The sequence below is a fragment of the Pyxidicoccus sp. M15 genome, assembly GCF_056858435.1.
In genome coordinates this window covers 12,391,234-12,417,223 of sequence record NZ_CM166495.1, presented here as the reverse complement: position 1 = coordinate 12,417,223, position 25,990 = coordinate 12,391,234, and the positions used below count along the sequence as shown (strand labels likewise).

The following is a 25,990-nucleotide window of genomic DNA, read 5'->3' as shown; positions in this document are numbered from 1 at the left end:
GGGCTCGGGGAAATTGCATCCGTGAGCCAGGTCACCGCGTGGTGGCGGAACGTACGTCCTCACGGGCAGGGCCTCGGGGAGGTGCGTCCGTGAGCTTCGCACCTGCGCGCAGTGGGCCGCTGTCCAGCGCGGGAAGGCACGAGCGATGAGCGGCGCGTCCGTGGATATCCCCGCGCCACCGGGACGGCTCAACGTGGCGCTGGCGCTCGGCATCATCTCCGGGGGCGTGGCCTTGCAGTGGGCCGCCTCTCGCGCGGAAGGGTGGCCCGGCGTGCTGGGCGCGGGTGTGGCCTTTTCGTTCCTCTTCCTGCCGCTGTACTCGCTGCTGCACGAGTCGGAGCACCGCGTCTTCCACGCGCGCCCGGCGGTCAACGAGGGCTTCGGCCTGTTGCTCGCGGCCTTCTTCCCGGGGCCCTTCTCGTTCCTGCGCGCATGTCACCTGGGGCACCACCGCCGCAACCGCAGCGACGCGGAGATGTTCGACCTGTACTACCCGGGCGACGACGTGCGGCGGAAGCGCGTCACCTTCTACGCGCTCTACCTGGGAGGCTTCTGGCTGCTGGTGCCCCTGGCGATGGCGGTGGTGCTGGTGGCTCCCGGAGCCCTGCGAGGCCGGCTCGTGAAGGACCCGTCCGCCGTGGCCATGGTGGAGGGCATCCCCGAGTCCTTCATGCGGCGCATCCGCCTGGAGTGCGCCGGCGTGGTGCTGCTGCACGTGGGGCTGGTGCTCGCGCTGGACCTGTCTCCCGCGCGCTACCTGCTGCTGTACGCGCTGTACGGGCTCAACTGGTCGGCGCAGCAGTACGTCACCCACGCGCACAGCCCCCGGCACGTGCTGGACGGGGCGCACAACCTGCGAGCCCATCCGCTGTACGAGTCGCTGCTGCTGCACTTCAACTGGCACCTGGCCCACCACCAGCACCCGCGCGTGCCGTGGCTGTACCTGCCGCGCCATGACGACATGACGCGCGAGCGGCCGGGCTACCTCACAGCCTTCGTGCGCTTCTGGCGCGGGCCCCGCATGGTGACTCCGGAGCCCGCACCGGTGGCAGGGCGCCCGACGAGTGCGGGTGGGTGAGCCCACCCGCGCGTCAGCGGGCTACTTCGTCTGCCAGCGCTGTGTGCCGCGGCCGTTGCACTTGCGCGCCACCAGCTTCGTCTCCTTGCCCTTCTGCTCGCTGTCGAGGCAGAGGGGAACCTTGTCCGGCGTGGGCAGGAGGCTCTGAATCTGCCCGTCCCTCACCACCCACCGCTGGTTCGGCCCGTTGTGGCACTCCCACAGCAGCACGCGCGCGGTGCCCTGCGTCTTGCCGCCCTCGATGTCCAGGCAGAGCGCTCCGTTCATCACGCTGAACTGGCCACCGGTGTAGTCGAACTTCTGATTCACGCCGGAGTGGCACTTCCACAGGATGGCCTGCACGCCGTTGCTGAAGTTCCCGTTGGGGATGTCCACGCACTGGTCGACGCCCGCCATCTTGATGCCCGTCGGCTTCGCGTCCGCCTCCGTGGTCCCCAGGACCGCCAGGATGCACGCCGCTGCCGCCACGCTGTTGCGAATGAATTCCTTCATGGTGATACCCCCTCGAGATGAATGGAGCTGCACTCCCTTCGGAGCGGGGGGGATGTTTGTCTTTTCTTGAAAGTTACAAAATGGTTCAAACACAACCCGGCTCGGGTCGGAGCGCACACCTCGCGCGCTTTTTGCGGGGAGTGATGGCGCGTCCGCACGCGCGGTTGCCTGTGACGCACCGCCAGCGCCAGCTTGCACCTTTTCGTGCGACCGCGAGTGCGGGCTGTAACGGGAAGGTGGTAGCCCTGCCTCCCTCAATGGGGTGACGGCTCACGGAGACTCACGGCGCAGAGCCAGCGTCGCGTGCCGGAGAAGTACGCGCAGGTCTGCCGTGGGCCGCAGGACCGGGCGTCTTTCGCGTCACAGGGACGCCGGCACTCCTTCTGCTCGCAGACTGTCCCGGTAGGGCAGGGAGGCTGGCTTGCACCGCAGCGCCGGGTGCACTCCATTTCAACTTCACCCGGACGGCTGGGGTGAGAACTCACGCTACAGGCCGTGCCTTCGGGACAGCGCTGGCGCTGGCAGTTCTCCCCCCAGACGCGAGCACATACCGAAACGCCCTTCTTGAAGGATACGCATTCCTGTCCCTCAGGGCAGGAGCGTCCATCACAGGTCGGCATGCAAGAGGGCCCGTTTCTTCCCTCCAGGCAGGTGGTGCCTTCAGGGCAGGTTCCCAGTTCTCCAAGCTCGCACGGGCGACCGCAGTAGCCGTTGCAGAGAAGCCCTGGGCGGCAGACCATTTCGCGGGTGTACGTGAACGAGGACGCGCAGGGCGCACCTTCATCCGCCAGTCCCTGGACGACACAAAGGCGTACCCACGGCCCCTGGCCCCGGCTCCGCAACGCGTTGCAGGTGAAGCCCTCGTCACATTGAAGGTCCGTCTGACACTCGCTGGACATGCAGAGGGCCTTGCCGCTCGAGAATGAGAGGCATCCGAGCGGGGGCTCACAGTCCTCCGCCTTCTCACACGGCCGCTCATGAGTCAGCAGTGCCCGGCGCTCATCGAGGGTCAGGACGGGGCTTGCCGTCTCCAGGTTCCTCCGAGGCTCCTGCGCTGGGGGCCTGCTCGCTGGCCAGTCCCGCCCGGCGGCGACGACGAAAACAACGGGAAGCGGAAGTAGGAGTCCCGCGAGAGCCGCTAGCAAGGGCCGCCACTTCACTTGCATCTCCAGGCGCACTCTTCGGTGCCACCCTCATGCTGGGGGCAGTCCCACTTCCAGGTTTCCCCTGGAGGGCACTCCTGTTCTTGAGCCGCCTTCGTGTCCTTGCGCGCGGCGCGGTCGACGAAGCCATCCCGCATGTGGTCATGCAGGCAGCCCGCTCCAGTCACGAGGAAGACGGCGGAAACGACACCGTAGCGCCAGCGCATGACTCCCCCCGAGGGCAGCGACAGCCTGCTCAGGGTAGCGCCAACGAAAGACAGGTCGCGCTCAACGCCTCGTGCGAGTGCTCAGCACCCGACTGCCACCGTCACCGTTGCTCCGCCTTCTTGAAGCGCAGTCGCTTCAGCTCCTCGAACCGCGCCCGGTTGCGAGGCGGCGTCGTCGCCACCAGCCCGTCGAGCATCCGCTTGGAGCTCTGGTAGATCTCCTCCACGGCCACGTCGAACGCATCGCTGTTCTGCTTCGACGGCTTGCGCGTGCCGGCAATCTTGCGGACGAACTGCAGCGCCGCCGCGCGGATGTCGTCGTCGGTGGCGGGCGGCTCGAAGTTGAACAGGGGCTTGATGTTCCGGCACATGCCCCAAGGCTAGGAGCGTGCAGGCCGTACGGGCAAGGCCGCTCAGGCCGGCCGGTCGGCGGTGGCGACAAGCCGCTCGTGGAGCACGAACAGCACCAGCGCAAAGCAGGCAATCAGCGGTGCGATGGCACGCAGGCCGGCGTATTCGCTCACGAGGCCCGCGATGTTCGGGAGCACCGCGATGCCCAGCGTCGCCATGCTCACCTGGAAGCCCACCGCGTGCGGCGCCATGTGCACCCCGACGCGCCGGGGCGTCTCGGCCATGAGCCCCGGGTAGATGGACGCGAGCGAGAACGAGAGCAGCGGCAGCGCGATGGCCCCCAGCGCCAGCCCGGGGATGGCGAACAGCGCGGCGGAGAGCACCACCCCCACGGTGGCCATCCGGAGCATCCGGACCTGCCCCAGCCGCTCCACCACCATTCCCAGCACGAGCCGCCCCACGAAGAGCCCACCCCAGTAGGCCGACACCCAGGCCCCCGCCGCCGTCCCTGAGAGGCCGCGCTCCTCCGTGAGCAGCGTATAGCTCCACTGCCCGGCGCAGACCTCGATGCCCGTGTAGAAGAAGAAGATGGCCAGCTGCAGCCACACCGTGCCGCTGCGCAGCGCCATGCGCCCGCTGACCCGCGGCTCCTCCTCCGGCACCGGGCCGATGCCGCCAGGCGCGTCCAGCACCACCGGCGCCTCGGAGGGTGGGGTGTCCCAGCGCCTGCGCGACACGGTGAAGGCGATGACCATGGCGGCGAGCAGCCCGCCAATCACCGCGTAGCCGACCCGCCAGGAGCCACCCCGGACGAGCACGGCGGTCATGATGGCCGGCCCCACCGTGGCGCCGGCCGCGTACGCGGCATGGAGCCAGGACATGTGCTTGGGCCCGAAGTTCCGGGCCGCGTAGGTATTCAGCGCGGCGTCGATGGCGCCGGAGCCGAAGCCCATCAGGAGCGACGCCAGCAGGATGAGCGCGAAGGCGGGAGCGGCGGAGATGCCCAGCACGCTCGAGGCGACGAGCGCCGTGCTCCCCGTCAGCAGCAGGCCGATGCCCAGGCCCTGGATGAGCCTGCCGGCGAGCATGCCGGAGAGGAAATACGAAATCGCCGCGGCCGCGACGGGCGCACCGAGGAGCGCCTGTTGGAGGCCCATTCCGTCCCGCATCGACGGCCATGCCACTCCGAGCAGCGCGTCGGGCAGCCCCAGGCTGATGAAGGCGAGATAGGCGAGGGCCAGGATGGACCCGGAGGCGCGGGAGGTCGGACGTTGCATGTCGGTGGGGCCGTGGATGCCATGGGAAGCGGATGGGGGGCCAGCGACAGTTTCCGGGAGAGCGGAGTGGGCGACGCACGCCTGCCCGGGGGCGGACGGCCCGAGCCGACCGGCACACCTGGGGCCCCTTTCGAACCGCGACTGTGTCTTCACGGAGGCGGTGGATGCCCGTTAGAACGAGCGGACCATGGCTCCCCAGACCTGTCTCGTCACGCGGCGCGAGGAGCTGGAGCAGATACTCCAGCTCCAGGCCGCCAACCTGAAGCAGCACGTGTCCCCCGAGCAGGCCGCGCGTGAGGGCTTCCTGACGGTGGCGCACACGCTGGACGTGCTGGAGCGGATGCACGCGCTCGCGCCGAGCGTCATCGCGAAGGACGGCGGCACGCTCGCGGGTTACGCGCTGGTGATGCCGGTGGAGGCGCGCGCCTTCGTCCCCCTCCTGGAGCCCATGTTCCAGCTCTTCGAGACGCTGAGCTGGCGCGGGCGCCCGCTGGGCGACTACCGCTACTACGTCATGGGCCAGGTGTGCGTGGCCGAGGCGTACCGGGGCCAGGGCATCTTCGACGCGCTCTACCTCGGGCACCGCGAAAGCTACGGGGCGCGCTTCGACTGCACGGTAACGGAGGTGGCCACGCGCAACACGCGTTCGATGCGCGCCCACACCCGCGTCGGCTTCGAGCCGCTGAAGACGTACCGGGACGCCTCGGACGAGTGGGCCGTCGTCGCAATGCCGCTCCACGGGTGACTGTCGGGGAATGGGCGGGCCTGTTCAGCGTTGCATGGCCCCGGAAGAGACGGGGGTGCCCCCGGCTGGCCGGATGGTACGGTCCGGCGCTGCTTCCGCCCTTCCTTCACGACAGAGGAGCCCACCCATGACGCACCGCCGACCCATGCTGAGCATTCCGACCCTGGCCGCGCTCGTCTTCCTCGCCGCCACGCCCGCGCTGGCGCAGAAGACCATTGCCCCCGAGAAGGCGCCCGTCAGCCCGCTGCAGATGACGGCGAAGAAGCTGGACGACAAGACGTACGTGAAGGTGACGTACAGCTCGCCCCGCATGCAGGACCCGAAGACGGGCGAGAAGCGCGTCATCTTCGGCAAGCTGGTCCCCTACGGAGAGGTGTGGCGCCTGGGCGCGAATGCCTCCACGGAGCTGACCACCACCGCGGACCTCGAAGTCGCGGGCAAGAAGCTCGCGGCCGGCACCTACGCGGTCTACGCCATTCCGCAGGCCGACAAGTGGACGCTCATCTTCAGCAAGGACGTCGGCGAGTGGGGCGCCTACAAGTACAACAAGGACCGCGACGCCCTGCGCGTGGACGTGCCGGCGAAGAAGAGCGCCGACACCTACGAGGCCCTCACCATCGCCTTCGATGACAAGGGCACCGCGCTGAACCTCTCGTGGGAGAACACGCAGGTCTCCGTCCCCGTGAAGCCGGCGAAGAAGGGCTGAGCCACCCGGCCTTGGCTCACCGGGAGGCGAACCGCTTCGCCTTCCAGATGCGCACGGCCAGCAGTTCCCCCGCGCGGGCGTCGCGCGGGGGGCCCACCACGCGCAGCAGCGTGCCGCCCACCGGGAAGCGGTACTCCGCCGCGTGCCCGAGGAACAGCCGCGCGGAGAGCGGCAGCAGCGTGCCCTCTCCGCCCAGCTCCAGGTCCTCCGGGCGGACCACCAGCGTGCACGGGCCGTCCGGCGCCACCAGGCCCGCGGGCAGGGGAAACTTCGCGTCCCCCTGCGCGGTGTGGAACTCCCCGTCGCGCACGTGGCCCACGAGGACATTCGCGCCTCCGACGAAGCCCGCGACGAACGGTGTCGCGGGCTCGCGGTAGAGCCGCTCGGGCGTGTCCACCTGCTCGATGACGCCCTGGTTCATCACCGCGATGCGGTCCGACAGCGCGAGCGCCTCGTCCTGGTCGTGCGTGACGAAGACCATGGTGGTGCCCAGCCTCGCGCGCAGGGCGGCGATTTCCGCGCGCAGCTCCTCGCGCAGCGCCGCGTCCAGGTTGGACAGCGGCTCGTCCAGCAGCAGCACGCGCGGGCCCGCCACCAGCGCCCTCGCGAGCGCCACGCGCTGGAGCTGTCCGCCCGACAGCTCGTGCGGCCTCCGCTTCGCGAGCGCCTCCAGCCGCACCCAGCGCAGCGCCTCCTTCACGCGCGACGCCACCTCCGCCTTGGGCATGCGCCGCAGCGTCAGCGGGTACGCGACGTTCTCCTCCACGGAGCGGTGCGGCCACACGGCATAGCTCTGGAACACCATGCCCAGTCCGCGCCGCTCGGGCGGGACGCGGACGCCGGGTCCGGCCACCGTCTCCCCTCCGATGCGGATGACGCCCGTGTCCGGATGCTCCAGCCCCGCGAGCATGCGCAGCGTCGTCGTCTTGCCGCAGCCGGAAGGGCCGAGGAGCGACACCAGCTCTCCCTCGCGCACGTCCAGACTGAGGCCGCGCACCACGGGCGTGGTGCCGTACGACTTGAACAGGCCCTCCAGCGCGAGCGCCGCCATCACCGCACCTCCACCGCGCGCCGGCCCAGCCGCGCGAGCACCGCCTGTCCCATCACCACCAGCGCGACGAAGGCACATGCCAGCACCGCCGCCGCCGCCGGGTCTGCGTAGCTCTGCAGCTCGAACAGCAGCGTGCCCAGCACCTCCGTGCCCGCCGGCACCAGCAGCACGGACATGGTGATTTCCGTCGCGCACGCGAGGAACGCGAGCACGAAGGCCACCACGAGCGCCGGCCGGAGCAGCGGCAGCGGCGCGTCCACGAAGGCCCGCAGCGGGCCCGCGCCGCTCACCCGCGCGGCCTCCGCCAGCGACGGGTCTATCTGCGCCAGCGCCTCCGCGCTGTTCCGCGCCCCGAGCGCCAGGTACTTCGCCGCGTAGGCGATGAGCAGCAGCCACGGCGTGTGCGCCAGCGCGAGCACGAAGGCCACGCGGCCCAGCAGGATGAAGCGCAAGTCACGCGAGAAGGCGAGGAGCAGCGCCAGCGCGAGCACCGTGCCCGGCACGGCGTAGGGCCACACCGCGAGCGCCTCCACTCCCGCCCCCGCGCGGCGGAAGCCCCGCTGGAGCACCGCCGCCGCGAGCCCCAGGGCGCACACCAGTCCGCCCGCGCCCGCCGCCAGCAAGAGGCTGCGTCCGGTGGCGCGCAGCGTGCGCGGCTCCAGCAGCACGCCGGACCAGTGCGCCAGCGTCAACTCCCGCCACGCCAGGTCCGCGCCGAAGCTGCGCTGCAGGGACGTGAGGAGGATGGCCGCCAGCGGGAGCAGCACCCACACCGCGCAGGTGATGCCCACCGCCACCGTGGCCGGCCCCCGCGCCCGGCCCAGCGGGAAGAGGCGCGAGGACACTCCCTTTCCGGCGCTCAGGCGCACCCGGCCCGAGCGCCCCAGCGCCCACGTCGCCACGAGCGCCAGGGGCACGAGCAGCAGCAGCCCGGTGGCCAGCACCGACGCGCGCGCCAGCCCCACGTCTCCGCCCAGCAGCACCAGTTCATAGATGCGCGTGGTGAGCACGCGCGTGGGCGGCGACGCCGACACGCCCAGGAGGTACGGCACGCCGAAGGACGACGCCGCCATGAGGAACACCATCACCGCGCCGGACAGCAGCGACGGCAGGGCCAGGGGCAGCGTCGTCGTCAGCAGCGCGCGCACCGGCGAGGCGCCACACACGCGCGCGGCCTCCTCCAGTGCCGGGTCCACCCGCCGGAACGCCGCCGCCCCGGCCAGCAGCACCAGCGGCAGGCCCGAGAGTCCCTCCACGAAGGCGATGCCCGCCGGGCCGTAGATGTCGAAGGTGCCCTCGCCCAGCAGCCGGTTGAGGTAGCCCGCCCGGGGGCTCGCGAGCGACAGCCACCCCATGCCCCAGATGAACGCGGGGATGGCGGAGGGCAGGGTGAACAGCACCGTGAAGGCCCCGCGCAGCGGCAGGTCCGTGCGGAACAGCAGCAGCGCCAGCGGCGTGCCCAGCAGCAGCGCCAGCAGCGCGGCCCCCGTGGACACCGTCAGCGTGTTCCCCAGCGCCCCGCCCTCCGAGGCCAGCCACGACAGGTCCCCAGGCGTCCCCGCTCCGCGCAGGAGCAGCAGGACGACGGGCCCGACGGCGAAGAACAGGACGGGCAAGAGCCACGCGCCCAGCCCGAGCCACCGCCCCGGCGCCACGTGCGTGCTCATCGGGAGAAGGCCCGGGTGAAGGACTCCTTGACGTCCCCACCGCGCGAGAGGCCCCGCTCCACGAGCGCGGGCGTCCACGGCTGCGCGCGCTCCAGCAGCACGTCCACACCGGGCTCGCCGCGCGGCCCTCCGAGCCTGGGGTCCACCGCGTGCATGTCGCCCTTGTCGACGATGAGGCGCTGGCCCTCGGGGGACAGGAGCACGTCCAGCACGGCCTTCGCCGCCACCGGGTTGGGCGTCGTCGCGAAGAGGCCCACCGGGCCGGGGATGACCACGGCGCCGTCGGTGGGCCACACCACCTGGATGGGACTGCCGCGCGCGCGGGCCGCCAGCGCGTTCTCCAGCAGCAGCACGCCCGCGTCCGCCTCGCCGCTCTCCACCTTCTGGAGCACCGCCGCGTTGCCTCCGGCGACGAGGGCGCCGCGCTCGCGCAGGCCGGTGAAGTACGCGTCGCCGTACCTCGCCTGGCAGAACACCGCCCAGGTGAAGGCGGTGCCCGACGTCAGCGGGTCACCAATGGCCACGCGCCCCTTCCAGCGTCCGTCCGCCAACTCCGCGAAGGACGACGGCACGGGCGTGGTGCCCTGGCGGTGCACCAGCACCATGGTGGACAGGCGGATGGCCGCATAGCGCGCGTCCAGGTCCACCAGCGAGCGGGGCACCCGGAGCACGTTGGGCGAGGCGTAGCGCGCGAAGGCGCCCTCGCGCGCGAGCCGCTCGTAGAGGAACGGGTCCGACGTGGCGAGCAGGTCCGCGCGCACGGCGCCCGCGGCGCGCTCGGCTTCGAGCCGGCTGGCCACCTTCTCGCTGCCGGCCTGGTACCAGTGGACCTGCACGCCAGGGAGCTTCTCCTTCAACAGCGGGTCCAGCGCGTCCAGCACGTGCCGGTACATGGACGTGTAGACCCACACGTCGCCGGACGGTGCGCCCTCGCGCGCGGCCACGGGACCGGACGCGGGCGCGGCGGACTCGATGCGGCACGCGGCGAGCAGGGCGAGCACGGCGGCCAGGCCGGCGCCCCGGACCAGGGCTGGAGAGGGCATTCGCCGGGGATTATGCGGAACGGGCGCGGAAAGTCACCGCTGCGTCGGGTTGCCTCGGGGAGGCATGGGGTTCGGCCAACGCGACTCCCGATGTTCGGGAGTCGTCGGGCAACGTCCGCGGCGACGCTCAGAACGGCTCGAAGCAGTCGTAGTTGCGCTGCGAGAGGATGCGTCCGTCCTTGAAGGTGAGGAACATGCCGCACGCGGCGCGCAGCTCCGCTCCCGCGGGCAGCGTGCGCAGCGGCACCGCGAGCGTGCCCGTCCAGTCCACCTCCAGCGCCACGGTGTCGCCCTGCTCCAGGGTGCCGCGCACGGCGTAGCGCTGCGACGACAGCAGCGTCTTCGCGCGCTCCGAGTCCGCGAGCAGCTTCTTCAGCTCCCGCGTCTGGCCGCTGCGGGTGAGCAGGTTGGGGTACTCGCGCTGTACCGCGTCCGGGTGGAAGAAGGGCGCCAGCGCTTCGCCCGCCGCTCCGCTCTCCAGGGCCTGGAGGTAGCGCAGCGCGGTGTCGAGGTTCGTCGTGGACATGGACTCCTCCGGGAAATGACACAACTCATGGGACGGCGCGACAAGGCCCCTCCGTGCGGCGTGCACGGAGGGGCCTGTCTTCGATTCGAGATGGGCTCCCGCCTACTTGCAGGAGCGCGACGGCATGCCGTCAATCCAGTCGGCGACGAGCTGCGAGCCCTGGTCGTGCCGGAGGGCGCGGCCAAGCTGCGGCATCATCTTCCCGGACTCCTCGGTGTGGAGCCGGTACCAGAGGATGGACACCGAGTGGTCGCCGGGGACGATGTCGAACTCCCCACCCACGCCGCTGCCCGCAGAGCCCGGCCGCTTGCAGACGCCCATGTTCAGGTTGAGCGTCTCCGTGCTGTCGAGGTCGAGGAACAGCTGGCTGGTATCCCCCGCCGTCGCATTGCGCCGGTGGCAGTGCGCGCAGTTGATGTCCAGATAGGTCCGCGCCCGGAGGTCCAGGTTCGCCTCCGCCGGGTTGAACGCATCCGGCGCGCTCGGCAGCTGGATGGCGGGAGGCACCCCCGTCAGCTTCCCCAGCTCCGACAGGTGCTGGAGCTGGTTGACCTGCACCCCACCGTAGTCGTGGTTCCGGTTGAGGTAGCGGGCCTTCACGCCGATGGGCAGCAGCACCTGATTCTGTGACGCGTCCAGGACGTGGTGGCACGTGAGGCACTGGTTCCGGCTGGGCACCAGGTAGTCGAACGTCCGCGACACGCCGTCCGCGCCGATGAACGTGAGGTTGCGCACCACGCGCCCACCGTTGGCCAGCGTGGCCTCCGTCTGGGCGTCGTTCCAGAAGTACGGGTACGCCTCCCAGCCGCCGGGCTGCCGCACCAGCACGCGCGTCTCGATGACGCGCACGTTCTTCTCCGGCTCGCGCAGGTCCGCGGGGAAGGAGAACGTCTTGGTGATGAGCGTGCCCACCGGCAAATCCAGCACGTCCTTGGGCTGATACGCCCCCGTCTTCCCCGGGGGGATGTAGAGCGTGCGGGACTTGAGGGCGTAGTCGGAGAAGAGCGCCGTGGTCAGCTCGTAGGGGACGTTGCCCTCCACCGGCACGAGCCCGCCCGTCGCGGGGCTGCCGGTGAAGAGGCCCAGGTCCGACAGGTTCGTGGGGATGACCACCGAGCCGTCCGGCAGCCCCGGACCGGCGTCCGGTGTCCCCGCGTCCCCGCCGCCATCCGGAGTCCCGCTGTCCTCGCCCGCGTCCGTGCCGGCATCCACCCCGGCGTCCGCGGTGCCGCTGTCCACCGGCGGCGTGCCGGAGTCCTCCTGCGAGGTCCCCGCGTCGGGCCCCGTCCCGGGCGGGTCATCACCGCCAGAGCATGACGCCACCGCCGCGGTCAGCAGCACCGCGGCGAGGCCCCACCCGAGTCCGGAGCTGAACGGCTTGCGCATGCGACGCTTCTCCTCCGACACCCGCATCGACGACGACCTCAGGGAAGCGCCAGCGCCGGGGCGAAGCCGGAGCAGTTGAACGGCGCCGCGCCCTGCGCGTAGCGGCGCGTCTCCGCGAAGGCGCCGGGCAGGTCGGGCGTCGCGCTCATGAGCTTGCCGGCGACGGCCTGCAGGTCGAAGTCCACGATGGATTCCTTCGTCGTGTCCGGCAGCTTGTTGCCGGTGAAGCAGATGTTGATGGGGTTCTTCAGCGTCTCATTGCGCGGGGCCGGGTCGATGCCGTCCCAGAGCAGGTGCTCCACGCGCGGGGTGACCTGCGTCGCCGCGCCGTAGGCGTACACCGCGCTCACCAGCGCGCCCAGCGGGCGGCGCGACGCGTCCGGCTTGCCGTTGTCCACCGCCTCGCCGCTGCCACCCGTGAAGGTGTTGCCGTGGATGGACACGTCCGCGCTGGTGAAGTTGAAGAACCCGGCGCTCCACTGGCTCAGGTCGTCCTCGATGGCGAGGCCGCTGAGCACGGCGATGTCCACCGTGTGGTTGTCACCCCAGGTGTTGCCGACGAACTCCACCCGGCGCGACGCGAGGATGAACGTGCCGGTGCCGGCGGGCACCTGCGACACCGTGCTGCTGCTGGCCGTCACGGAGGCGAAGTTGTCGCGGTTGTTCCCCGTAATCGTGTTGCCGGTGACGAGGATGTCCGTGCCCTGGATGGGGTTGCCGGGCAAGTCGAACACCACGAGGCCCGTGGTGTTGTCCTGCGCGATGTTGCCCTGCACGTAGGCGTACTTCGTGTTCTCGATTTCGATGCCCGCCACGTTCTGCTTGGCGATGTTGCGGCGGACGATGGCGTAGCGCGTCTGCCCCACGTAGATGCCGGCGTCGGCCGCGTTGTAGGCCTCGCAGTCCTCAATCGTGACGTAGGACGACTTCACCGGGTAGATGCCGTACTTGCCGTTGTTCTCGTCGTTGACCTTCTCCCACTCGGTGCGGATGCGCTGGACGAAGACGTTGGCGGAGTTCTCCACGCGCAGCGCGTCCTTGCGGGCGTTCCAGATGGCCAGGTCCTTCACGGTGAACAGCTTGCCCACCACGTCGATGCCGTTGGTGTTGCTGGCGGCGCCGGTGAAGTCGAGCACCGTGCTGGCGCTGCCGCCCGTGCCCTCGCCCTTGGCTCCCTTGCCCGCGCCGACGATGGTGATGCCGTTCTTGCGGATGGTGAGGGCGTTGTCGAAGACGAACGTGCCCGCGCCGAGCTGAATCGTGGTGCACTCGGCCAGGTCGTTCACCGCGTCCTGGAGCTCCTGCACCTGGTTGGCGTTGAAGGTCCGCGTCGCCTGCGTCTTGCCCTCGCAGGAGAACTCCTGGGGCCACGCCTGGGTGGTGGTGCCGCCGTCCGTTCCGGCATCGATGCCGGCGTCCGTGCCCGCGTCAATCTGCGTGCCCGCGTCGGTCTGCGTGCCCGCGTCCGTCCCCGGGTTGCCGGCATCCGGAGTACCGGTGCCGTCATCATCCGAGCATGCGGGAAGGGCGAGCAGGCCCACGAGGGCCAGGAGCACGGTACGGGGCGCGCGCGACAGCGGCAGACGGTGCATCAGGTTTCTCCTGCGGAAAGCGCCGCGCCTCTTCACTCCCGAGCGTGGGGCTCCAGGGCGCAAGCAAGACCGAGCGAATCCTCCTCGTGAAGGTGGTCAACCTCAAGGGTTCGGTGACGAATTCATGACCGCACTACCGTGACGCGGTGCGTTCTGTAACCGGGTTGAGATAAGGCGCATGCGGCCTGTGTCACCGCGACGTCCGCTGCATGCGGATTCGTGCCGTGGAGGCACCCTGCACCGGGCCTCGCCGGGCTCCACCCCGGCCGGCCGGGCGCCCCTCCGGGTCCAGGTAGAGAAAGCTCCTACCCGGGCCCCCGGGAGGCCCTGTGGAAGCCGGGCTCCCCTCTGGGAGTTGCAGGCGGGAAATGACCCGGGGGCCCTGAAAGGGCCGGAAACGCCGTCAAGCGGACGACAGACCGTTCCTGTAGTAAGTCGCCCCCGGAACCGATTGTGGCGGCGGTGTCTCACCGGCCGCGCAAGGCGAAGGAAGGGCAACGACATGCGGAAGACGTGGCTGGTCGCGGTGATGCTGGTGCTGGCGGGCTGCCCGCAGCCGGCGAAGACGGATTCGGCGTCCGGCGGGGGCGCGACGGGGAGCGGCAGCGCCGCCAACCCGCAGACGGAGGAGCAGAAGACGCTGTACGCGCTCGGCCTGTCCATTGGCCGGAGCATCAGCGTGTTCGACATGACTCCGGAGGAGCTCGAGTACGTCAAGGCCGGCATCACCACCCAGGTGAAGGGTGAGAAGTCGCCGGTGGACATGGAGACGTACGGTCCGAAGCTGCAGGAGCTGGCGCGCTCGCGCAGCACGCGCAAGGCGGAGAAGGAGAAGGAGGCCTCGAAGAAGTTCCTCGAGGAGGCCGCCAAGGAGTCCGGCGCCAAGAAGACCGAGTCCGGCCTCGTCTACAAGGAGCTGACCGCCGGCAGCGGTGAGTCGCCCAAGGCGTCCGACATCGTGAAGGTGCACTACAAGGGCACGCTGACCAACGGCACGGAGTTCGACAGCTCCTACAAGCGCGGCGAGCCCACGCAGTTCCCGCTCCAGGGCGTCATCAAGTGCTGGACCGAGGGCGTGCAGCTGATGAAGGTCGGCGGCAAGGCGAAGCTGACCTGCCCGTCGGACATCGCCTACGGCGACCGCGGCGCCCCGCCGAACATCCCCGGTGGCGCGGCCCTGGTGTTCGAGGTGGAGCTGCTGGAGATCGTGAAGGCCCCCGAGGGCCAGCCGGGCATGCCGGGCATGCCGGGTGGCGCGCCGCCGACGGGCGCTCCCCAGGGCAAGCCGACGACGCCTCCGGCGCCGACGAAGTAGTCGCACCGCTGCTCCACGGGAGCGGCACCTGAAAGAGGGCTGGTGGGGGATGTCTCCCTCCCAGCCCTCTTCCTGTTTGCGGGGCTCCAGTCCGCGCGCGCGAGCCGGTGGCGCGCGGCGGTCGTCCCGGGGTACGCCACGGGCCCTGCACTGGAAGAAGGAGCACGCCATGCGCCAAAGCCTGCTGCTGTTCTTGGGAGCGCTGTTGCTGGGGGGCTGTGTCGCCGGTCGCACCGTGGAGGTGGGGCGCGAGCCGTCGCCGACGGGGGCGGTGTCGGAGGCGGAGTTCAAGGCGATGCACACGCTGCGCCCGGACGCGGCGCCGCCGCGCAAGGGGCAGGAGGTGGAGGTGGCGGGGGCGAAGATGTACCTGAGCCTCCCCGAGGGCGCGAAGGGGCCGCTGCCGGCCGTGCTCGTCATCCACGAGTGGTGGGGGCTCAACGAGCACATCCAGCACTGGACGGACCGGCTGGCGGCGAACGGGTACGCGGCGCTGGCGGTGGACCTGTACGGCGGCAAGGTGGCCACCACGCGGGAAGAGGCGCTGGCGCTGGTGAAGTCGGTGGACGCGGCGCGCGCGCAGGAGGTGCTGAAGGCCGCGCACGCCTTCCTCCAGACGGACGAGCGCATCCGGGCGGAGCGCACGGGGAGCCTCGGCTGGTGCTTCGGGGGCGGCTGGTCGCTGCGGGCGGCCATGGCCCTGCCGGAACTGGACGCGGCGGTCCTCTACTACGGCAACCCGGTGACGGACCCGGACGCGCTGTCCACCATCCGCGCGGCGGTGCTGGGCATCTTCGGGACGAAGGACGCGTCCATCCCTCCGGAGAAGGTGGCGGAGCTGCGGCAGGCGCTGGACCTGGCGGGCGTGCGGCACCGCATCCTGGAGTTCGACGCGGACCACGCCTTCGCCAACCCGTCGGGTGAGCGCTACAACGAGCACGCCGCGTCCACGGCCTGGCACGAGACGTCCGCGTTCCTGGAGCAGCACCTGAAGCGCTGAGGCGCGCGGGCGGGGGACGAGGTGTTGGCCACCCGTCCCAATGGAGCCGTGCCGCTCGGCCGGCTGTTGCTCCCGGCCCCCAGGTCGGCTTGAAGGGCGGGCTCATCTTGGAGGGCATGGTGCTGAGGACTGGAGCGCGCGTCGCGGTGGGGCTGTGCCTGCTGCTGGGCGGTGGGTTGGGGCGGGCGGCGGACGGAGGTGTGGCGGCGCCGCACGCGGACGCGGGGGCTCGCGGCGCGGCCGTGCGTGCGGAGGCCGGTGAGGCGATGCCTCGCGGCGACGCGGGACTCCGGCCTCCATCGGTGCCGCAGCCGCCGCGTGCCGAGGAAGTCTCCTTTCGAAGCGGGGACGTCACCCTCGCAGGGACGCTGTGGCTGCCGTCGGGCGCGGCGCCGCGCGCGGCGGTGGTGCTGCTGCACGACGAGGACTCCGGGGCGCGGCTGTCTCCGGAGCCGTACCCGGCCTTCCTCGTCCAGCAGGGGCTCGCGGTGCTCTCGTATGACCGGCGGGGCGCGGGGCGCTCCTCGGGGGACGGGCAGCCATGGGTGGCCGGCCTCGACGCGTGGGCGGATGACGGGCTCGCGGCCGCACGGCTGCTCCGCGAGCGCACGGGCGTGCGTGACGTGGGGCTGATGGGCTTCGGCCAGGGCGCCTGGGTGGCCATCCACGCGGCGGCGCGCGCGCCCGACATCGGCTTCCTGGTGCTGGTGTCCGGCGGCGGCGGTCCACTGTGGAAGCAGCAGGAGCACCGCCTGCGCAACGAGGCCCGCAGGAAGGGGCTCACCGGCCCGGAGGTGGTGGACCTGCTGGAGCACGTGGGCACGCTCCACGACGCGCGCCTCTATGCCCCCGAGCGTGAGGCGAAGGCGCTGAAGACGCTCGACTTCCAGCTCAAGCGCGCGAAGCGGCGCAGGTGGTACGCGGTGTCGCCGCTGTCCCGCTTCGGGGACATGCCGGTGCCGCGCCTCCTGGAGGTGCAGCGCGGCGTGTGGGCCAACGTGTTGTCCTACGACTCCACGGAGGACCTGGGCCGCGTGCGCGTCCCGGTGCTCGCGCTGCTCGGAGAGGTGGACGAGGTGACACCCACGCAGACCGTGGCCCGCGCGCTGTCCCAGGGCCCTGCGCGAGATGCCGGGAGCGAGGCCTCGCGGGTGACGGTGAAGGTGCTGCGCGGCGCGGACCACCGGCTCGTCCTGCCCGCCGACGCGAAGCGGCCAGGCACGGAGGCGATGGCGGAGGAAGCCTTCCCCACGCTGGAAGCGTGGCTGCGTGAGCGGAGCCCGGCCGCGCCGTGAGTCAGTACGGCCGCTGGCCGGTGTAGTTGCCGGGCGGCGCGTAGTTGCACACCCAGAACTGCCACTGCGTCACCTGCGAGCCGAAGGGCGAGTTCTTCGTGCACACCTGCGTGGCGCAGCCCACGCGCTTCGTGTCCCGCCACACCACCTGCGTGTAGTGGCCGCACTGCTTGCCCGCCGCGCAGGTGTTGCGCGTGTAGTCGTAGTCCACCGCCTCATCCGCCCACGCCTTCACCACGCCCCGGGTATCCCAGTAGTCGAGGGTGGCCGCGGCGATGTTCTCGCCCAGGTTGCCGCGGTTGGGGTTGTGCTTGAACTCGCACTTCGCCGCGTGGTCCGTCGCGGTGGTCGCCGCGCGGGTGTCCCAGCCCAGCGGCTCCAGCGCCGGGTTGGGGGTGGGCGTCTTCACCGCCGCCCGCGCCGCGTTGTGCGCGTCCAGCATGTCGCGGGCGAACAGGGGCAGCGTGCTCGGGTCCGGAGGGGTGTCTTCGTCGTCCGGAGGGGACTCTCCGGAGTCACAGCCGGTGGCGAGCCATGGCACCAGGAACCCGAGTGCCAGCAGATGTCGGAAGGAGGGGCGGGACATGGCCTGGATTATCCGTGCCCGCGCGCGCCCATGCACCCCGCGAGCGTCCTCCCCCAGAGGTATTGAACCGGACGGAAAGTTCCAGGACCCGGGCCGGGGCCGCGTCGGGAATCACACGGCGGGGAGGGGGAGGGGCGCGTGCGCCGGGAGCCTGTTAGACTTACCCTTCCGTACCGGAGACCCCTCATGAGCAAAGACCCCCCACAGAGCCGCGCGAGCAAGGTCTTCACCTCGCTCGAGGGCCTGGACGAGTTCAGCGTCATGTCCATCGACCCGGATGCCCGGAAGCTGAAGGTCGAGCTGGAGGGCAAGCGGGTGGCCTCGGAGGGTCGGCCGGAGCCCGTCTCGGTCGGAGTCTTCTCGCGGCTGTTCCGCCGCCTCTTCCGCGGCTGAAGCCCCGCGGGAGGGCCCCGCTTCAGTAGGGGCGCTTGCCCACCCAGTTGCCGGGCGGCGTGTAGTTGCACACCCAGTTCTGCCACGTGGGGAACTGCGAGCCGAAGGGCGAGTTCTTGTTGCACATCACCGTGGCGCACCCCACCGCGCCCGTCGTCCTCCACACCACCTGCGTGTAGTGGCCGCACACCTTGCCCTTCTTGCAGGTGTTGCGCGTGAAGTCGTAGTCCACCGCCTCGTCCGCCCAGCTCTTCACCACGTCGGTCGTGGTCCACGCGTTGGGCGTGGCGGCGGCGAGGTTCTCCCCGAAGTCACCCCGCTCGGGGTTGTGCTCGAACCTGCACTGCTTCGCCCAGGATGCGGCCTTCTTCGCGGCCTCGTCGGACCAGGTGAGGGGCGACAGCGCGGGCTTCGGCGCGGGCTTCGCCTGCGCGCGCGCCTGGTTGTGCGCCGCCACCATGTCCCGCGCGAAGTCCTTCGCCGAGGGCACTCCGGTGCGAGCCTTCTCCTTCGCGCCCGCCGCTGGCGCCTTCTCCCGCGAGGCCGTCGCCGTCTGCCTTGGCGTCACCTGTCGCTGGGTGCTCCGGCCCGTCGGGCCACAGCCGAGCAGCGGGGTGAGCAGGAGCAGGGCGGACCAGCGGAAGCAGCGCGAAGACGGAGCCATGGGGCGCAATGATGCGCCAGGAGGCGCCGCGCTCGCATGAGAACCGTACGCTGCGGGCAGGACGTGCGGGGGCCGGCCGCACGCCTGCTCTCTCTTTCGACACCGCCCCGCTGACTACGCCGCCGTGAGGCCCGGCAGCGGACCGGTGCCGTTGTCCCCGAAGGTGGTGATGTTGGGAACGCCCATGGCCTGCATCAGGGAGATGTACAGGTTGGCGAGCGGCGCGGCGTTGTAGCGGATGTGCCGGCCCGAGGTGAGGGCGCCGCCGCCGCTGCCGCCGATGAGGATGGGCAGGTTCTTGTGCTCGTGCGAGTTGCCGTCCGCGATTTCGCTGGAGAAGTACACCATCGAGTTGTCGAGCAGCGTCCGCCCGTTCCCCTCCTGGATGCCCTTCATGCGCTCCAGGAGGTACGCGTACTGCTCCACCTCCCACCGGTCGATGGTGGCGAGCGCGTCGTAGTTGGCCTGCACCTTCTGGTGGTGCGAGTACGTGTGGTGCCCGCCGCTCAGGCCCAGGAAGCCGTACACCTTGGGGCTGCGCGCATTGGCCAGCATGAAGGTGGCCACGCGGGTGAGGTCGCACTGGAAGGCGAGGACGATGAGGTCCATCATCGCCTTCGTCTTCACGCGCGGGTCCTCGTTGTCCTCCGGCGCGGTGCCCGGGTTGCAGGACGGGCCGTCCGCCTCCAGCGCCTCCACCTGCTTCTCCAAGTCCCGCACGCTGGTGAAGTACTCGTCCAGCTTGCGCAGGTCCGACGCGCCCAGCTGTGTCTTCAGCGTGGTGGCGTCGTCGCGCACGAAGTCGATGATGCTCTTGCCGTACGCGCGGCGCTTCTCCACGGTGGCTTGGGAGGCGTTCGGGTCGAAGCCCGCGAAGAGCCGGTCGAACACCGCCTTGGGGCGCGTCTCCTTGGCCACCGGCGTGGTGGGGCCGGCCCAGGCGATGTTGTTGGCGTACGGGCAGGCATAGCCGGAGTCGCAGTTGCCAATGCCCTTGCCGGCGTCGTTGCCCAATTCCAGCGAGGCGAAGCGGGTGGCCTTCTGCGCCGCCAGGTGGTTGGCGATGACCTGGTCCATGGAGATGCCCGCGCGGAAGTCGGTGCCCTCCGTCTTGAAGGCCTTCGAGCAGCTCAGGAAGGCGGCGGTGGCGGCGGCGTGGTGGCCGTCCCCGTCCGGGTACGCGGGCAGGTTGGCCAGGCCGCTGAGGACGAGCACGTCGTTCTTCACCGCGGCCAGCGGCTGCAGCGTGGGCGTCAGCTCCCAGTTGGCGCCAAGGCCGGTGGGCGTCCACTTCGGCATGTGGATGCCATTGGGCGTGTAGAAGACGGCCAGGCGCCGGGGCGCGGGGCCGGTGGCCGCGCGGGCCGTCGCGGGCACCATCTGTTCCAGGACGGGGAGCGCCATCAGCGCCCCCGCGCCGCGCAGGAAAGTCCTCCGGGAGAGTTGGAACTTCTTGCTCATGGCTGCTTCGCCTCCGTCTCGCCGCGACGCATGGTGAAGTGCTCGCTGAGGACGATGCTGAGGATGTAGTCACTGAGTCGGCCGCCGCTGGCCTCCGCCGTGGCGGCGATTTCCCTCACCGCGCACTCGTCTTCCGGCTTCATGCCGCGGCCGAGCGCGTAGGTGAGCAGGTGCTCGGTGAGGCACGAGGACAGCTTCGGGTCCTCCTTCACGAACCGCCGCATGTCCTCGGCGCCAGCCAGGATGGTGCCGTTGGGCAGCTCGCCCGTGGGGTCCACCGGCGCGCCGCTGACCTCCTTCAGCCGCCAGCGGCCGATGGGGTCATAGTTCTCCAGCGCCAGGCCCAGCGGGTCCATCAGCCGGTGGCAGCCCTGGCACTGCGGCTGGCTGCGGTGCTGCGCCATGCGCTCGCGCATCGTCTGGTTCGGGTCCACCGCGGGCGGCAGGTTCTCCACGTCGGGCGGCGGCGGCGGCGGCGCGGCGCACAAGAGCTGCTCCAGCACCCAGACGCCGCGCTGCACCGGCGAGGTGCGGTCCGGGTTGGAGGTGACGGTGAGCAGCGAGCCCTGGCCGAAGATGCCCCGGCGCTCCGGGTGGCTGGCGAGGTCCACGCGCACGGGCGTGCTGCTGCCCGGCCGCGGCAGGCCGTAGTGCTCGGCCAGCGTGTCATTCACGTACGTGAAGGGCGCGTCCACCAGGTCCTTCAGCTTGTAGTCGCCGGTGATGAAGTCGCGGAAGACGAGCTGCGTCTCCTGGCGCATGGCCGTGCGCAGCTCCTCGTTGAAGGCGCCGTAGAGCGTCCGGTCCGGCTCCGCGGAGTCCAGCGCGCGCGTGTAGAGCCACTGGCCCGCGAAGTTCTCCACCAGGGCGCTGGACCTCGGGTCCGCGAGCATGCGGCGCACCTGGGCCTCGATTTCCTCGGGCGTGCCCAGCTTCCCCGCCTCGGCGGCGGCGAGGAGCTGCTCGTCCGGCATGCTGCTCCACAGGAAGTAGGAGAGGCGGCTGGCGAGCTCCACGTCGCTGAGCCGGCGCGGTTTGGAGTCGCCGCCCGGCGGGTCCTTCTCCACGCGGAAGAGGAAGTGGGGCGACACCAGCACCGAGCGCAGCGCCAGCTTCACGCCCGCCTCCGGGCCGTCACCGTGCTTCTTCGCCAGCGTGACGAAGCCCACCAGCCGGTCCACCTCCTCGGGCGCCACCGGCCGGCGCCAGGCGCGGCGGGCGAAGCGGGAGAGGATGTCCCGGGCGCAGGGCTCGGGGTTGGTCGCCGTCAGTGAGCAGGTGCCGAAGACGCCCTTCTTCCAGGCCGCCTCCACCAGCTTCTCCGCCGCGGTGGCGTACTTCTCCATCAGCAGCGGGGACATGCTGAGCACGTCCGCGTTGTTGTCGAAGCCGTAGCCGTGGTCGTCCGTCGGGAAGTCGCGGGCCGGCCGGGTGGTGTCGCCCAGCAAGTCCCGCACGGTGGCGTCGTACTCGGCGCGGTTGAGGCGGTGCAGGGTGATGCGGCCCGGGTCCTTCGGGACGTCCTTGCACTCGTCGTTCTGCTGATGGGTACCGCCGTCGGGCGTTGGAGTTTCCAGGCCCGGGATGTCCTCGCCGGGGAGGACCCGTGCCTGGGGAAGACTGTCGCCATTGCAGCCGGCGAGCAGCAGCGCGCATCCCGCGCCCGCCAGCAGTCGCCAGCTCCGTCCTCTTGGAAGCCTGGGTGTCACGTCCCTACCCCCTCCACACTCGCCACGCGCCCCCATGCCGCGGCGCCGCCCTGAGGTAAGCAAGACGCTCACCAACGCCATGTGCGCGGTGGTGGACGGCTCCCCGCGGGCGGGGGCAGGCTCCCGTCCGGAATCCACCAGCGGCCGGGTGGCTCCGAGGGAGGGGATGGGAAAGGGTTTTCCCCTGGTGGGAAGCCTCCGTGAGGGGATGGGCTCCGCACGGCTGGTGCCCTCCCGACCGGGTGGGGCCCGTGCAGGGCGGGCGGGGAAGACACACCGTTGATGAGGAGCGCAGAGGGACAGGACATGACGCCGCGTGCCGATGCCGTCGCTGACGACTTCCAGTTGCTGGTGAGCGTGCTCCCCGGCCCCCTGCAGGCGGCGGTGCGAGCGCTGCCGCCCCAGCAGGTGCTCGAGGTGGTGATGGACCTGGGCCGCCCGCCCGAGGCGCGGCTGGTGGACCGGGTGGAGCGGCTGCGCGAGGAGCCGGTGCTCCGGGAGGACCTGGAGCACGTGCTGGCGCAGGTGGGCCCGCCGGGGGACGACAACCGCGCGGGGATTGAACGGACGCTGCACCGTGTCTCCGCCATCCGCAACCGCAAGGGCAAGGTGGTGGGGCTGACGCTGCGGGTGGGGCGCGCCATCTACGGCACCATCGACATGCTGAAGGACCTCATCGGCTCCGGGCGCAACATCCTGCTGCTGGGGCGGCCGGGCGTGGGCAAGACGACGAAGCTGCGCGAGGTGGCGCGCGTGCTGGCGGATGACCTGCGCAAGCGGGTCATGGTGGTGGACACGTCGAACGAGATTGGCGGGGACGGGGACGTGCCGCACCCGGGCATCGGCACCGCGCGGCGGATGCAGGTGTCGCGGCCGGACCGGCAGCACGACGTGATGATCGAGGCCGTGGAGAACCACATGCCGGAGGCCATCATCGTCGACGAGATTGGCACGTCGGCGGAGGCCGCGGCGGCGCGGACGATTGCCGAGCGCGGCGTGCAGCTGGTGGCCACGGCGCACGGCAACACGCTGGAGAACCTGGTGCTCAACCCCACGCTGTCGGACCTCGTGGGCGGCGTGCACACGGTGACGCTGAGCGACGAGGAGGCCCGGCGGCGCCACACGCAGAAGACCATCAGCGAGCGCAAGGCGCCGCCGACGTTCGACATCGTGGTGGAGATGGTGAGCCGGGACGAGGTGCTGGTGCACCCGGACACGGCGGAGTCGGTGGACCGGCTGCTGGCGGGACAGGCCGTGGGGGGCGAGCGCCGCAAGCAGGACGCGGACTCGGGGCAGGTGGAGGTGGAGGCGGTGAAGGCGGCGCCGCCGTCACTGCCCGCGCTGCGGCCGGGGCGCACGGCGCCACCCGGCGTGCCCGGGGCGGAGAACATCACCGCGCGGACGCCCGGCCTGGGCGGGACGACGAAGGTGTACGCGCACGCGGTGAGCCGGGACCTGCTGACGAAGGTGCTGCGCGAGCTGGCGGTGGACGTGCGGCTGGTGAGCCGGCTGGACGCGGCGGACCTGGTGGTGACGCTGCGCTCGCGGGCGAATGACCCGAGGCTGCGGCGCACGGCGGAGAAGACGGGGGCGCGGGTGGAGGTGGTGAAGCGCAACAGCTCCTCGGAGCTGCGCCGGGTGCTGAAGACGGCCTTCCACGTGGTGGAGGGCGTGGACGAGGACCAGGTCCGCGAGGCCGTGGCCGAGGTGGAGCACGCGATTGAGCGGGTGCTCAGCGAGGGCGTGTCGGTGCCGCTGGCGCCGAGGCCGCCGAGGCTGCGCAAGCTGCAGCACCGGCTGGTCAGCCGCTACCACCTGGAGGCGGTGAGCCAGGGCAGCGAGCCGATGCGGCACCTGACCATCTACCCCCTGGGCGCGGAGGTGGACGCCGCGCTCGCGCAGGAGGAGGCCGAGGGGACGGCGTGAAGCACCGTCCCCTCAGGTAGAGACACGCGTCAGTTCCGGTCGAGGTACGCCTTGTACGCGTCGAAGCCGTAGTCGCGGCCGAGGAAGTCCTTCACCAGCTCGGACGCGGGCTTGGAGCCGCCGGGCTCCAGCACGGTGCGGCGGTACTTCATCGCCGTGTCCCGGTCCAGGTAGCCGTGCTGCTCGAACTGCGTCTCCAGGTCCTTCGCGATGACCGAAGACCACAGGTACGTGTAGTACGCGGCCGAGTACCCATCCAGGTGCCCGAAGGCGAGCTCGAAGTGGGTGCCGTCGCGGTACTCGTGCTTGAAGGGGCTGAGCTTCTTCTGCAGCACCGCCAGCGCCTCCGTGGTGTCGAAGCCCGGCGGGCGCGAGTAGTAGTCCAGGCTCACCGCGGACAGGAACAGCTGCCGGCGAGACCACAGCCCCTTGCCGAACTCCTTCGACGCGCGCAGCTTCGTCACCAGCTCCGCCGGAATGGGCTCGTTCGTCTGGTGGTGCTTCGCGAACAGCGACAGCACCTGCGCGTTGTTCGCCCACTGCTGGAGCAGCATGGACGGCGTCTCCACGAAGTCCCACTCCACGCGCGTGCCAGCGATGCCGCTCCACTGCAGGTTCCCCGCGAAGACGGCGTGCAGCAGGTGGCCGAACTCGTGGAAGAAGGTCTCCACCTCGTCGTACGTCATCAGCTCGCCGGGGCGGCCGAAGTTGCAGACCAGCGTGGCCTCCGGGTAGCGCTTGCCGGCCTGGCCCGCGACGAGGTCGAACTGCGCCGCGTGCTTGTACTTGTCGTCACGCGGGTGCATGTCCAGGTAGATGCGGCCCAGCAGCTTGCCGCCGTCGAGCACGTCGTACGCCTCCACCTCCGGGTGCCACACCTTCGCGTCGTCCGCCTTGCGCCAGGTGAGGCCCCACAGGCGCGCGGCGACGTCCATGACGCCCGCCTTCACCCGGGCGTACTCGAAGTAGGGACGCACCGCCTGCGAGTCGAAGCCGAAGCGCTCCGCGCGCAGCCGGTCCTCGTAGTAGTCCTGGTCCCACGGCTCCAGCGTCTTCGCGCCGGGCACGTCCTTCTGCTTGCGCGCCAGGAGCTCCGCGAACTCCTTCTTCGCGCGCGACTCGGTGGCCGCCGACAGCTTGTCGATGAAGTCCGCCGCCGCCTTCGGCGTGCGGGTCATCTTCGTCTCGGTGGTGTACGCGGCCCAGGTCTCATAGCCCAGCATCGTGGCCAGCTCGTGGCGCTTGGAGATGAGCTGCGCCAGCACCTGCTGGTTCTTGGGGAAGGCGCGCTGGCGGTAGGCGCGCCACAGCTTCTCGCGGGCGCGGGTGTCCTTCGCGTACGTCATGAAGGGGAAGTAGTCGGGGTAGTTGGAGGTGATGACCACCTTGCCGTCCTTCCCCGCCGGGTGCGCCTTGCGGTAGTCCTCCGGCAGGCCGTCCAGCTCCTTCGGGCTGAAGGCCACGCTGCGCACGTCCTCGGCGATGTTCTTCCCGAACTGCTGGCCCAGCTTGAGGATTTCCTCGTTGAGCGACTTCACCTTCTCGCGCGTGGCGTCGTCCCGGTCCACGCCGGCGCGGCGGAAGTCGAGCAGCGAGCGCTCCATCCAGTACCGCGTGGCCGCGTCCGTCCCGGACAGGTCCACCGCCGCGAGGGCGTCATAGACGCCGCGGTCCTGCGACAGCGCCACGTTGGCCGAGTCCACCCGCTGCTCGCACTCGCGCGCGGCGTCGCGGAAGGCGGCGTTGGGGTGCACCTCGCGAGCGAGGCTGGAGCGGTTGGCGGCGGCCGACAGCGCGCCGGTGGCCTCGTCGTATGCAGCCAGCACGGCCTTGCCGTCCTTGCGCGCGTCCAGCGTCTTGAGCGCGGTGATTTGCGTCCGGGCGCGCTCGAGGTCCGCGTCGCAGGCCGCGGTGAAGGCCTGCGCGGTGCCGGAGAGGATGCTGGCGAAGCGGGGCGGGGGCGGCTCGGCGGGAGCAGGGGCGGGGGCCTGCGCGGGCGCGGGGGCCTGGGCCTGGGGCTGCTGCTGGGGAGCGGGCTCGGTGGCCGCGGTGCCGTGCGAGCAGCCGGCCGCCGCCAGTGCCGCGGAGAGGGTGAGGGCGGTGAGTCTCTTCAAGGGTGGGTTCCTCCGGAGTCCATCGGAAACGCCGAAGCGTCATGCCACATCCCGGAGGCTTCCGCTCGGTGGTGGGGCAGGCGTCCCGGGGGGCGCGTCGCGTGCCGGACCCCGCACCAGCCACGGGGGCGCGTACCCGCGCAAACCCAGACGGGCGCTCCCTCGTCACCCCGGCACGGGGTTTCCCGCCGGCGGCGCTCCCCGCGACGGGAGGCGCCCACCCGGATGACGGGAACACCCGACG

Annotated in this window: 22 protein-coding genes; 8 read left to right on the top strand and 14 right to left on the bottom strand. The window is 71.0% G+C overall.

The window, feature by feature from the left end:
- Positions 1–145 precede the first annotated feature (145 nt).
- Positions 146–1,078 (top strand): fatty acid desaturase, encoded by a 933-nt coding sequence (locus tag ACX9TP_RS46325; protein WP_482977134.1) that lies wholly within the window; start codon positions 146–148, stop codon positions 1,076–1,078.
- 21 nt (positions 1,079–1,099) lie between these two features.
- Here ACX9TP_RS46325 and ACX9TP_RS46320 read toward each other — a convergent pair whose 3' ends face one another.
- From ACX9TP_RS46320 to ACX9TP_RS46310, 3 genes are all read right to left on the bottom strand, one after another.
- Positions 1,100–1,570 carry a ricin-type beta-trefoil lectin domain protein gene (locus tag ACX9TP_RS46320; protein ID WP_482977133.1) on the bottom strand — a complete coding sequence of 157 codons (471 nt, stop codon included), beginning with the start codon at positions 1,568–1,570 and terminating at the stop codon, positions 1,100–1,102.
- A 1,470-nt stretch (positions 1,571–3,040) separates the two neighbouring features.
- On the bottom strand, positions 3,041–3,310 hold the full coding sequence (locus tag ACX9TP_RS46315; RefSeq protein WP_482977132.1) for a DUF2277 domain-containing protein: 270 nt from the start codon (positions 3,308–3,310) through the stop codon (positions 3,041–3,043).
- Positions 3,311–3,352: 42 nt separating this feature from the next.
- Positions 3,353–4,567: an MFS transporter gene (locus tag ACX9TP_RS46310; RefSeq protein WP_482977131.1), complete on the bottom strand. Its 1,215-nt coding sequence runs from the start codon at positions 4,565–4,567 to the stop codon at positions 3,353–3,355.
- 187 nt (positions 4,568–4,754) lie between these two features.
- On the opposite strand from ACX9TP_RS46310, the gene ACX9TP_RS46305 reads away from it, so the two are divergent.
- Together ACX9TP_RS46305 and ACX9TP_RS46300 are read left to right on the top strand one after the other, a co-directional pair.
- Positions 4,755–5,312: a GNAT family N-acetyltransferase gene (locus ACX9TP_RS46305; protein WP_482977130.1), complete on the top strand. Its 558-nt coding sequence runs from the start codon at positions 4,755–4,757 to the stop codon at positions 5,310–5,312.
- Between the two features lie 127 nt (positions 5,313–5,439).
- Positions 5,440–6,018: a DUF2911 domain-containing protein gene (locus ACX9TP_RS46300; RefSeq protein WP_482977129.1), complete on the top strand. Its 579-nt coding sequence runs from the start codon at positions 5,440–5,442 to the stop codon at positions 6,016–6,018.
- A gap of 16 nt (positions 6,019–6,034) precedes the next feature.
- On the opposite strand, the gene ACX9TP_RS46295 is transcribed toward ACX9TP_RS46300, so the two are convergent.
- From ACX9TP_RS46295 to ACX9TP_RS46270, 6 genes are all read right to left on the bottom strand, one after another.
- Complete coding sequence (locus tag ACX9TP_RS46295; RefSeq protein ID WP_482977128.1) at positions 6,035–7,069, bottom strand: ABC transporter ATP-binding protein; 1,035 nt, start codon at positions 7,067–7,069, stop codon at positions 6,035–6,037.
- The gene (locus tag ACX9TP_RS46290) at positions 7,069–8,736 is read right to left on the bottom strand and encodes an ABC transporter permease (protein ID WP_482977127.1); all 1,668 of its coding nucleotides are present in this window, start codon (positions 8,734–8,736) and stop codon (positions 7,069–7,071) included. Before ACX9TP_RS46290 ends, ACX9TP_RS46295 begins: the two co-directional genes overlap by 1 nt.
- Positions 8,733–9,779 carry an ABC transporter substrate-binding protein gene (locus tag ACX9TP_RS46285; protein ID WP_482977126.1) on the bottom strand — a complete coding sequence of 349 codons (1,047 nt, stop codon included), beginning with the start codon at positions 9,777–9,779 and terminating at the stop codon, positions 8,733–8,735. The genes ACX9TP_RS46290 and ACX9TP_RS46285 overlap by 4 nt, the downstream gene beginning before the upstream one ends.
- A gap of 127 nt (positions 9,780–9,906) precedes the next feature.
- Positions 9,907–10,305, bottom strand: coding sequence for a nuclear transport factor 2 family protein (locus ACX9TP_RS46280; protein WP_482977125.1), 399 nt, complete (start codon positions 10,303–10,305; stop codon positions 9,907–9,909).
- A gap of 102 nt (positions 10,306–10,407) precedes the next feature.
- On the bottom strand, positions 10,408–11,691 hold the full coding sequence (locus ACX9TP_RS46275) for an SO2930 family diheme c-type cytochrome (protein ID WP_482977124.1): 1,284 nt from the start codon (positions 11,689–11,691) through the stop codon (positions 10,408–10,410).
- A 38-nt stretch (positions 11,692–11,729) separates the two neighbouring features.
- On the bottom strand, positions 11,730–13,283 hold the full coding sequence (locus tag ACX9TP_RS46270; RefSeq protein WP_482977123.1) for a parallel beta-helix domain-containing protein: 1,554 nt from the start codon (positions 13,281–13,283) through the stop codon (positions 11,730–11,732).
- 502 nt (positions 13,284–13,785) lie between these two features.
- On the opposite strand from ACX9TP_RS46270, the gene ACX9TP_RS46265 reads away from it, so the two are divergent.
- The 3 genes from ACX9TP_RS46265 to ACX9TP_RS46255 all read left to right on the top strand — a co-directional run bounded on the left by ACX9TP_RS46265 (position 13,786) and on the right by ACX9TP_RS46255 (position 16,893).
- A complete protein-coding gene (locus ACX9TP_RS46265) occupies positions 13,786–14,598 on the top strand; it encodes an FKBP-type peptidyl-prolyl cis-trans isomerase (RefSeq protein WP_482977122.1) in 813 nt (270 codons plus the stop codon).
- A gap of 169 nt (positions 14,599–14,767) precedes the next feature.
- Entirely contained in the window at positions 14,768–15,598 is an 831-nt protein-coding gene (locus tag ACX9TP_RS46260; RefSeq protein WP_482977121.1) for a dienelactone hydrolase family protein, read from the top strand.
- 116 nt (positions 15,599–15,714) lie between these two features.
- Complete coding sequence (locus tag ACX9TP_RS46255) at positions 15,715–16,893, top strand: alpha/beta hydrolase (protein ID WP_482977120.1); 1,179 nt, start codon at positions 15,715–15,717, stop codon at positions 16,891–16,893.
- 1 nt (position 16,894) lies between these two features.
- Here the strand turns inward: ACX9TP_RS46255 and ACX9TP_RS46250 are convergent, their stop codons facing one another.
- Positions 16,895–17,479 (bottom strand): CAP domain-containing protein, encoded by a 585-nt coding sequence (locus ACX9TP_RS46250; protein ID WP_482977119.1) that lies wholly within the window; start codon positions 17,477–17,479, stop codon positions 16,895–16,897.
- Between the two features lie 186 nt (positions 17,480–17,665).
- Between ACX9TP_RS46250 and ACX9TP_RS46245 the strand changes: the two genes are divergently transcribed.
- The gene (locus tag ACX9TP_RS46245; protein ID WP_482977118.1) at positions 17,666–17,872 is read left to right on the top strand and encodes a hypothetical protein; all 207 of its coding nucleotides are present in this window, start codon (positions 17,666–17,668) and stop codon (positions 17,870–17,872) included.
- Positions 17,873–17,894: 22 nt separating this feature from the next.
- Here ACX9TP_RS46245 and ACX9TP_RS46240 read toward each other — a convergent pair whose 3' ends face one another.
- From ACX9TP_RS46240 to ACX9TP_RS46230, 3 genes are all read right to left on the bottom strand, one after another.
- A complete protein-coding gene (locus tag ACX9TP_RS46240; protein ID WP_482977117.1) occupies positions 17,895–18,536 on the bottom strand; it encodes a CAP domain-containing protein in 642 nt (213 codons plus the stop codon).
- Positions 18,537–18,650: 114 nt separating this feature from the next.
- Positions 18,651–19,997, bottom strand: a complete 1,347-nt coding sequence (locus tag ACX9TP_RS46235; RefSeq protein WP_482977116.1) for a DUF1552 domain-containing protein — start codon at positions 19,995–19,997, stop codon at positions 18,651–18,653.
- Entirely contained in the window at positions 19,994–21,706 is a 1,713-nt protein-coding gene (locus tag ACX9TP_RS46230) for a DUF1592 domain-containing protein (protein WP_482977115.1), read from the bottom strand. Before ACX9TP_RS46230 ends, ACX9TP_RS46235 begins: the two co-directional genes overlap by 4 nt.
- 306 nt (positions 21,707–22,012) lie before the next feature.
- Here ACX9TP_RS46230 and ACX9TP_RS46225 point away from each other — a divergent pair, with 306 nt between their 5' ends.
- Positions 22,013–23,632 (top strand): R3H domain-containing nucleic acid-binding protein, encoded by a 1,620-nt coding sequence (locus ACX9TP_RS46225; protein WP_482977114.1) that lies wholly within the window; start codon positions 22,013–22,015, stop codon positions 23,630–23,632.
- Positions 23,633–23,661: 29 nt separating this feature from the next.
- Here the strand turns inward: ACX9TP_RS46225 and ACX9TP_RS46220 are convergent, their stop codons facing one another.
- A complete protein-coding gene (locus ACX9TP_RS46220; RefSeq protein WP_482977113.1) occupies positions 23,662–25,746 on the bottom strand; it encodes a M3 family metallopeptidase in 2,085 nt (694 codons plus the stop codon).
- Positions 25,747–25,990 lie beyond the last annotated feature (244 nt).

Bases quoted from the DNA above. Each gene is read 5' to 3' on its own strand.
- ACX9TP_RS46250 (WP_482977119.1), bottom strand. From the start codon at position 17,479: ATGTCCCGCCCCTCCTTCCGACATCTGCTGGCACTCGGGTTCCTGGTG.
- ACX9TP_RS46325 (WP_482977134.1), top strand. From the start codon at position 146: ATGAGCGGCGCGTCCGTGGATATCCCCGCGCCACCGGGACGGCTCAAC.
- ACX9TP_RS46290 (WP_482977127.1), bottom strand. From the start codon at position 8,736: ATGAGCACGCACGTGGCGCCGGGGCGGTGGCTCGGGCTGGGCGCGTGG.
- ACX9TP_RS46275 (WP_482977124.1), bottom strand. From the start codon at position 11,691: ATGCGCAAGCCGTTCAGCTCCGGACTCGGGTGGGGCCTCGCCGCGGTG.
- ACX9TP_RS46265 (WP_482977122.1), top strand. From the start codon at position 13,786: ATGCGGAAGACGTGGCTGGTCGCGGTGATGCTGGTGCTGGCGGGCTGC.
- ACX9TP_RS46235 (WP_482977116.1), bottom strand. From the start codon at position 19,997: ATGAGCAAGAAGTTCCAACTCTCCCGGAGGACTTTCCTGCGCGGCGCG.
- ACX9TP_RS46240 (WP_482977117.1), bottom strand. From the start codon at position 18,536: ATGGCTCCGTCTTCGCGCTGCTTCCGCTGGTCCGCCCTGCTCCTGCTC.
- ACX9TP_RS46255 (WP_482977120.1), top strand. From the start codon at position 15,715: ATGGTGCTGAGGACTGGAGCGCGCGTCGCGGTGGGGCTGTGCCTGCTG.
- ACX9TP_RS46285 (WP_482977126.1), bottom strand. From the start codon at position 9,779: ATGCCCTCTCCAGCCCTGGTCCGGGGCGCCGGCCTGGCCGCCGTGCTC.
- ACX9TP_RS46245 (WP_482977118.1), top strand. From the start codon at position 17,666: ATGAGCAAAGACCCCCCACAGAGCCGCGCGAGCAAGGTCTTCACCTCG.
- ACX9TP_RS46315 (WP_482977132.1), bottom strand. From the start codon at position 3,310: ATGTGCCGGAACATCAAGCCCCTGTTCAACTTCGAGCCGCCCGCCACC.
- ACX9TP_RS46300 (WP_482977129.1), top strand. From the start codon at position 5,440: ATGACGCACCGCCGACCCATGCTGAGCATTCCGACCCTGGCCGCGCTC.
- ACX9TP_RS46280 (WP_482977125.1), bottom strand. From the start codon at position 10,305: ATGTCCACGACGAACCTCGACACCGCGCTGCGCTACCTCCAGGCCCTG.
- ACX9TP_RS46260 (WP_482977121.1), top strand. From the start codon at position 14,768: ATGCGCCAAAGCCTGCTGCTGTTCTTGGGAGCGCTGTTGCTGGGGGGC.
- ACX9TP_RS46310 (WP_482977131.1), bottom strand. From the start codon at position 4,567: ATGCAACGTCCGACCTCCCGCGCCTCCGGGTCCATCCTGGCCCTCGCC.
- ACX9TP_RS46225 (WP_482977114.1), top strand. From the start codon at position 22,013: ATGACGCCGCGTGCCGATGCCGTCGCTGACGACTTCCAGTTGCTGGTG.
- ACX9TP_RS46270 (WP_482977123.1), bottom strand. From the start codon at position 13,283: ATGCACCGTCTGCCGCTGTCGCGCGCGCCCCGTACCGTGCTCCTGGCC.
- ACX9TP_RS46320 (WP_482977133.1), bottom strand. From the start codon at position 1,570: ATGAAGGAATTCATTCGCAACAGCGTGGCGGCAGCGGCGTGCATCCTG.
- ACX9TP_RS46295 (WP_482977128.1), bottom strand. From the start codon at position 7,069: ATGGCGGCGCTCGCGCTGGAGGGCCTGTTCAAGTCGTACGGCACCACG.
- ACX9TP_RS46305 (WP_482977130.1), top strand. From the start codon at position 4,755: ATGGCTCCCCAGACCTGTCTCGTCACGCGGCGCGAGGAGCTGGAGCAG.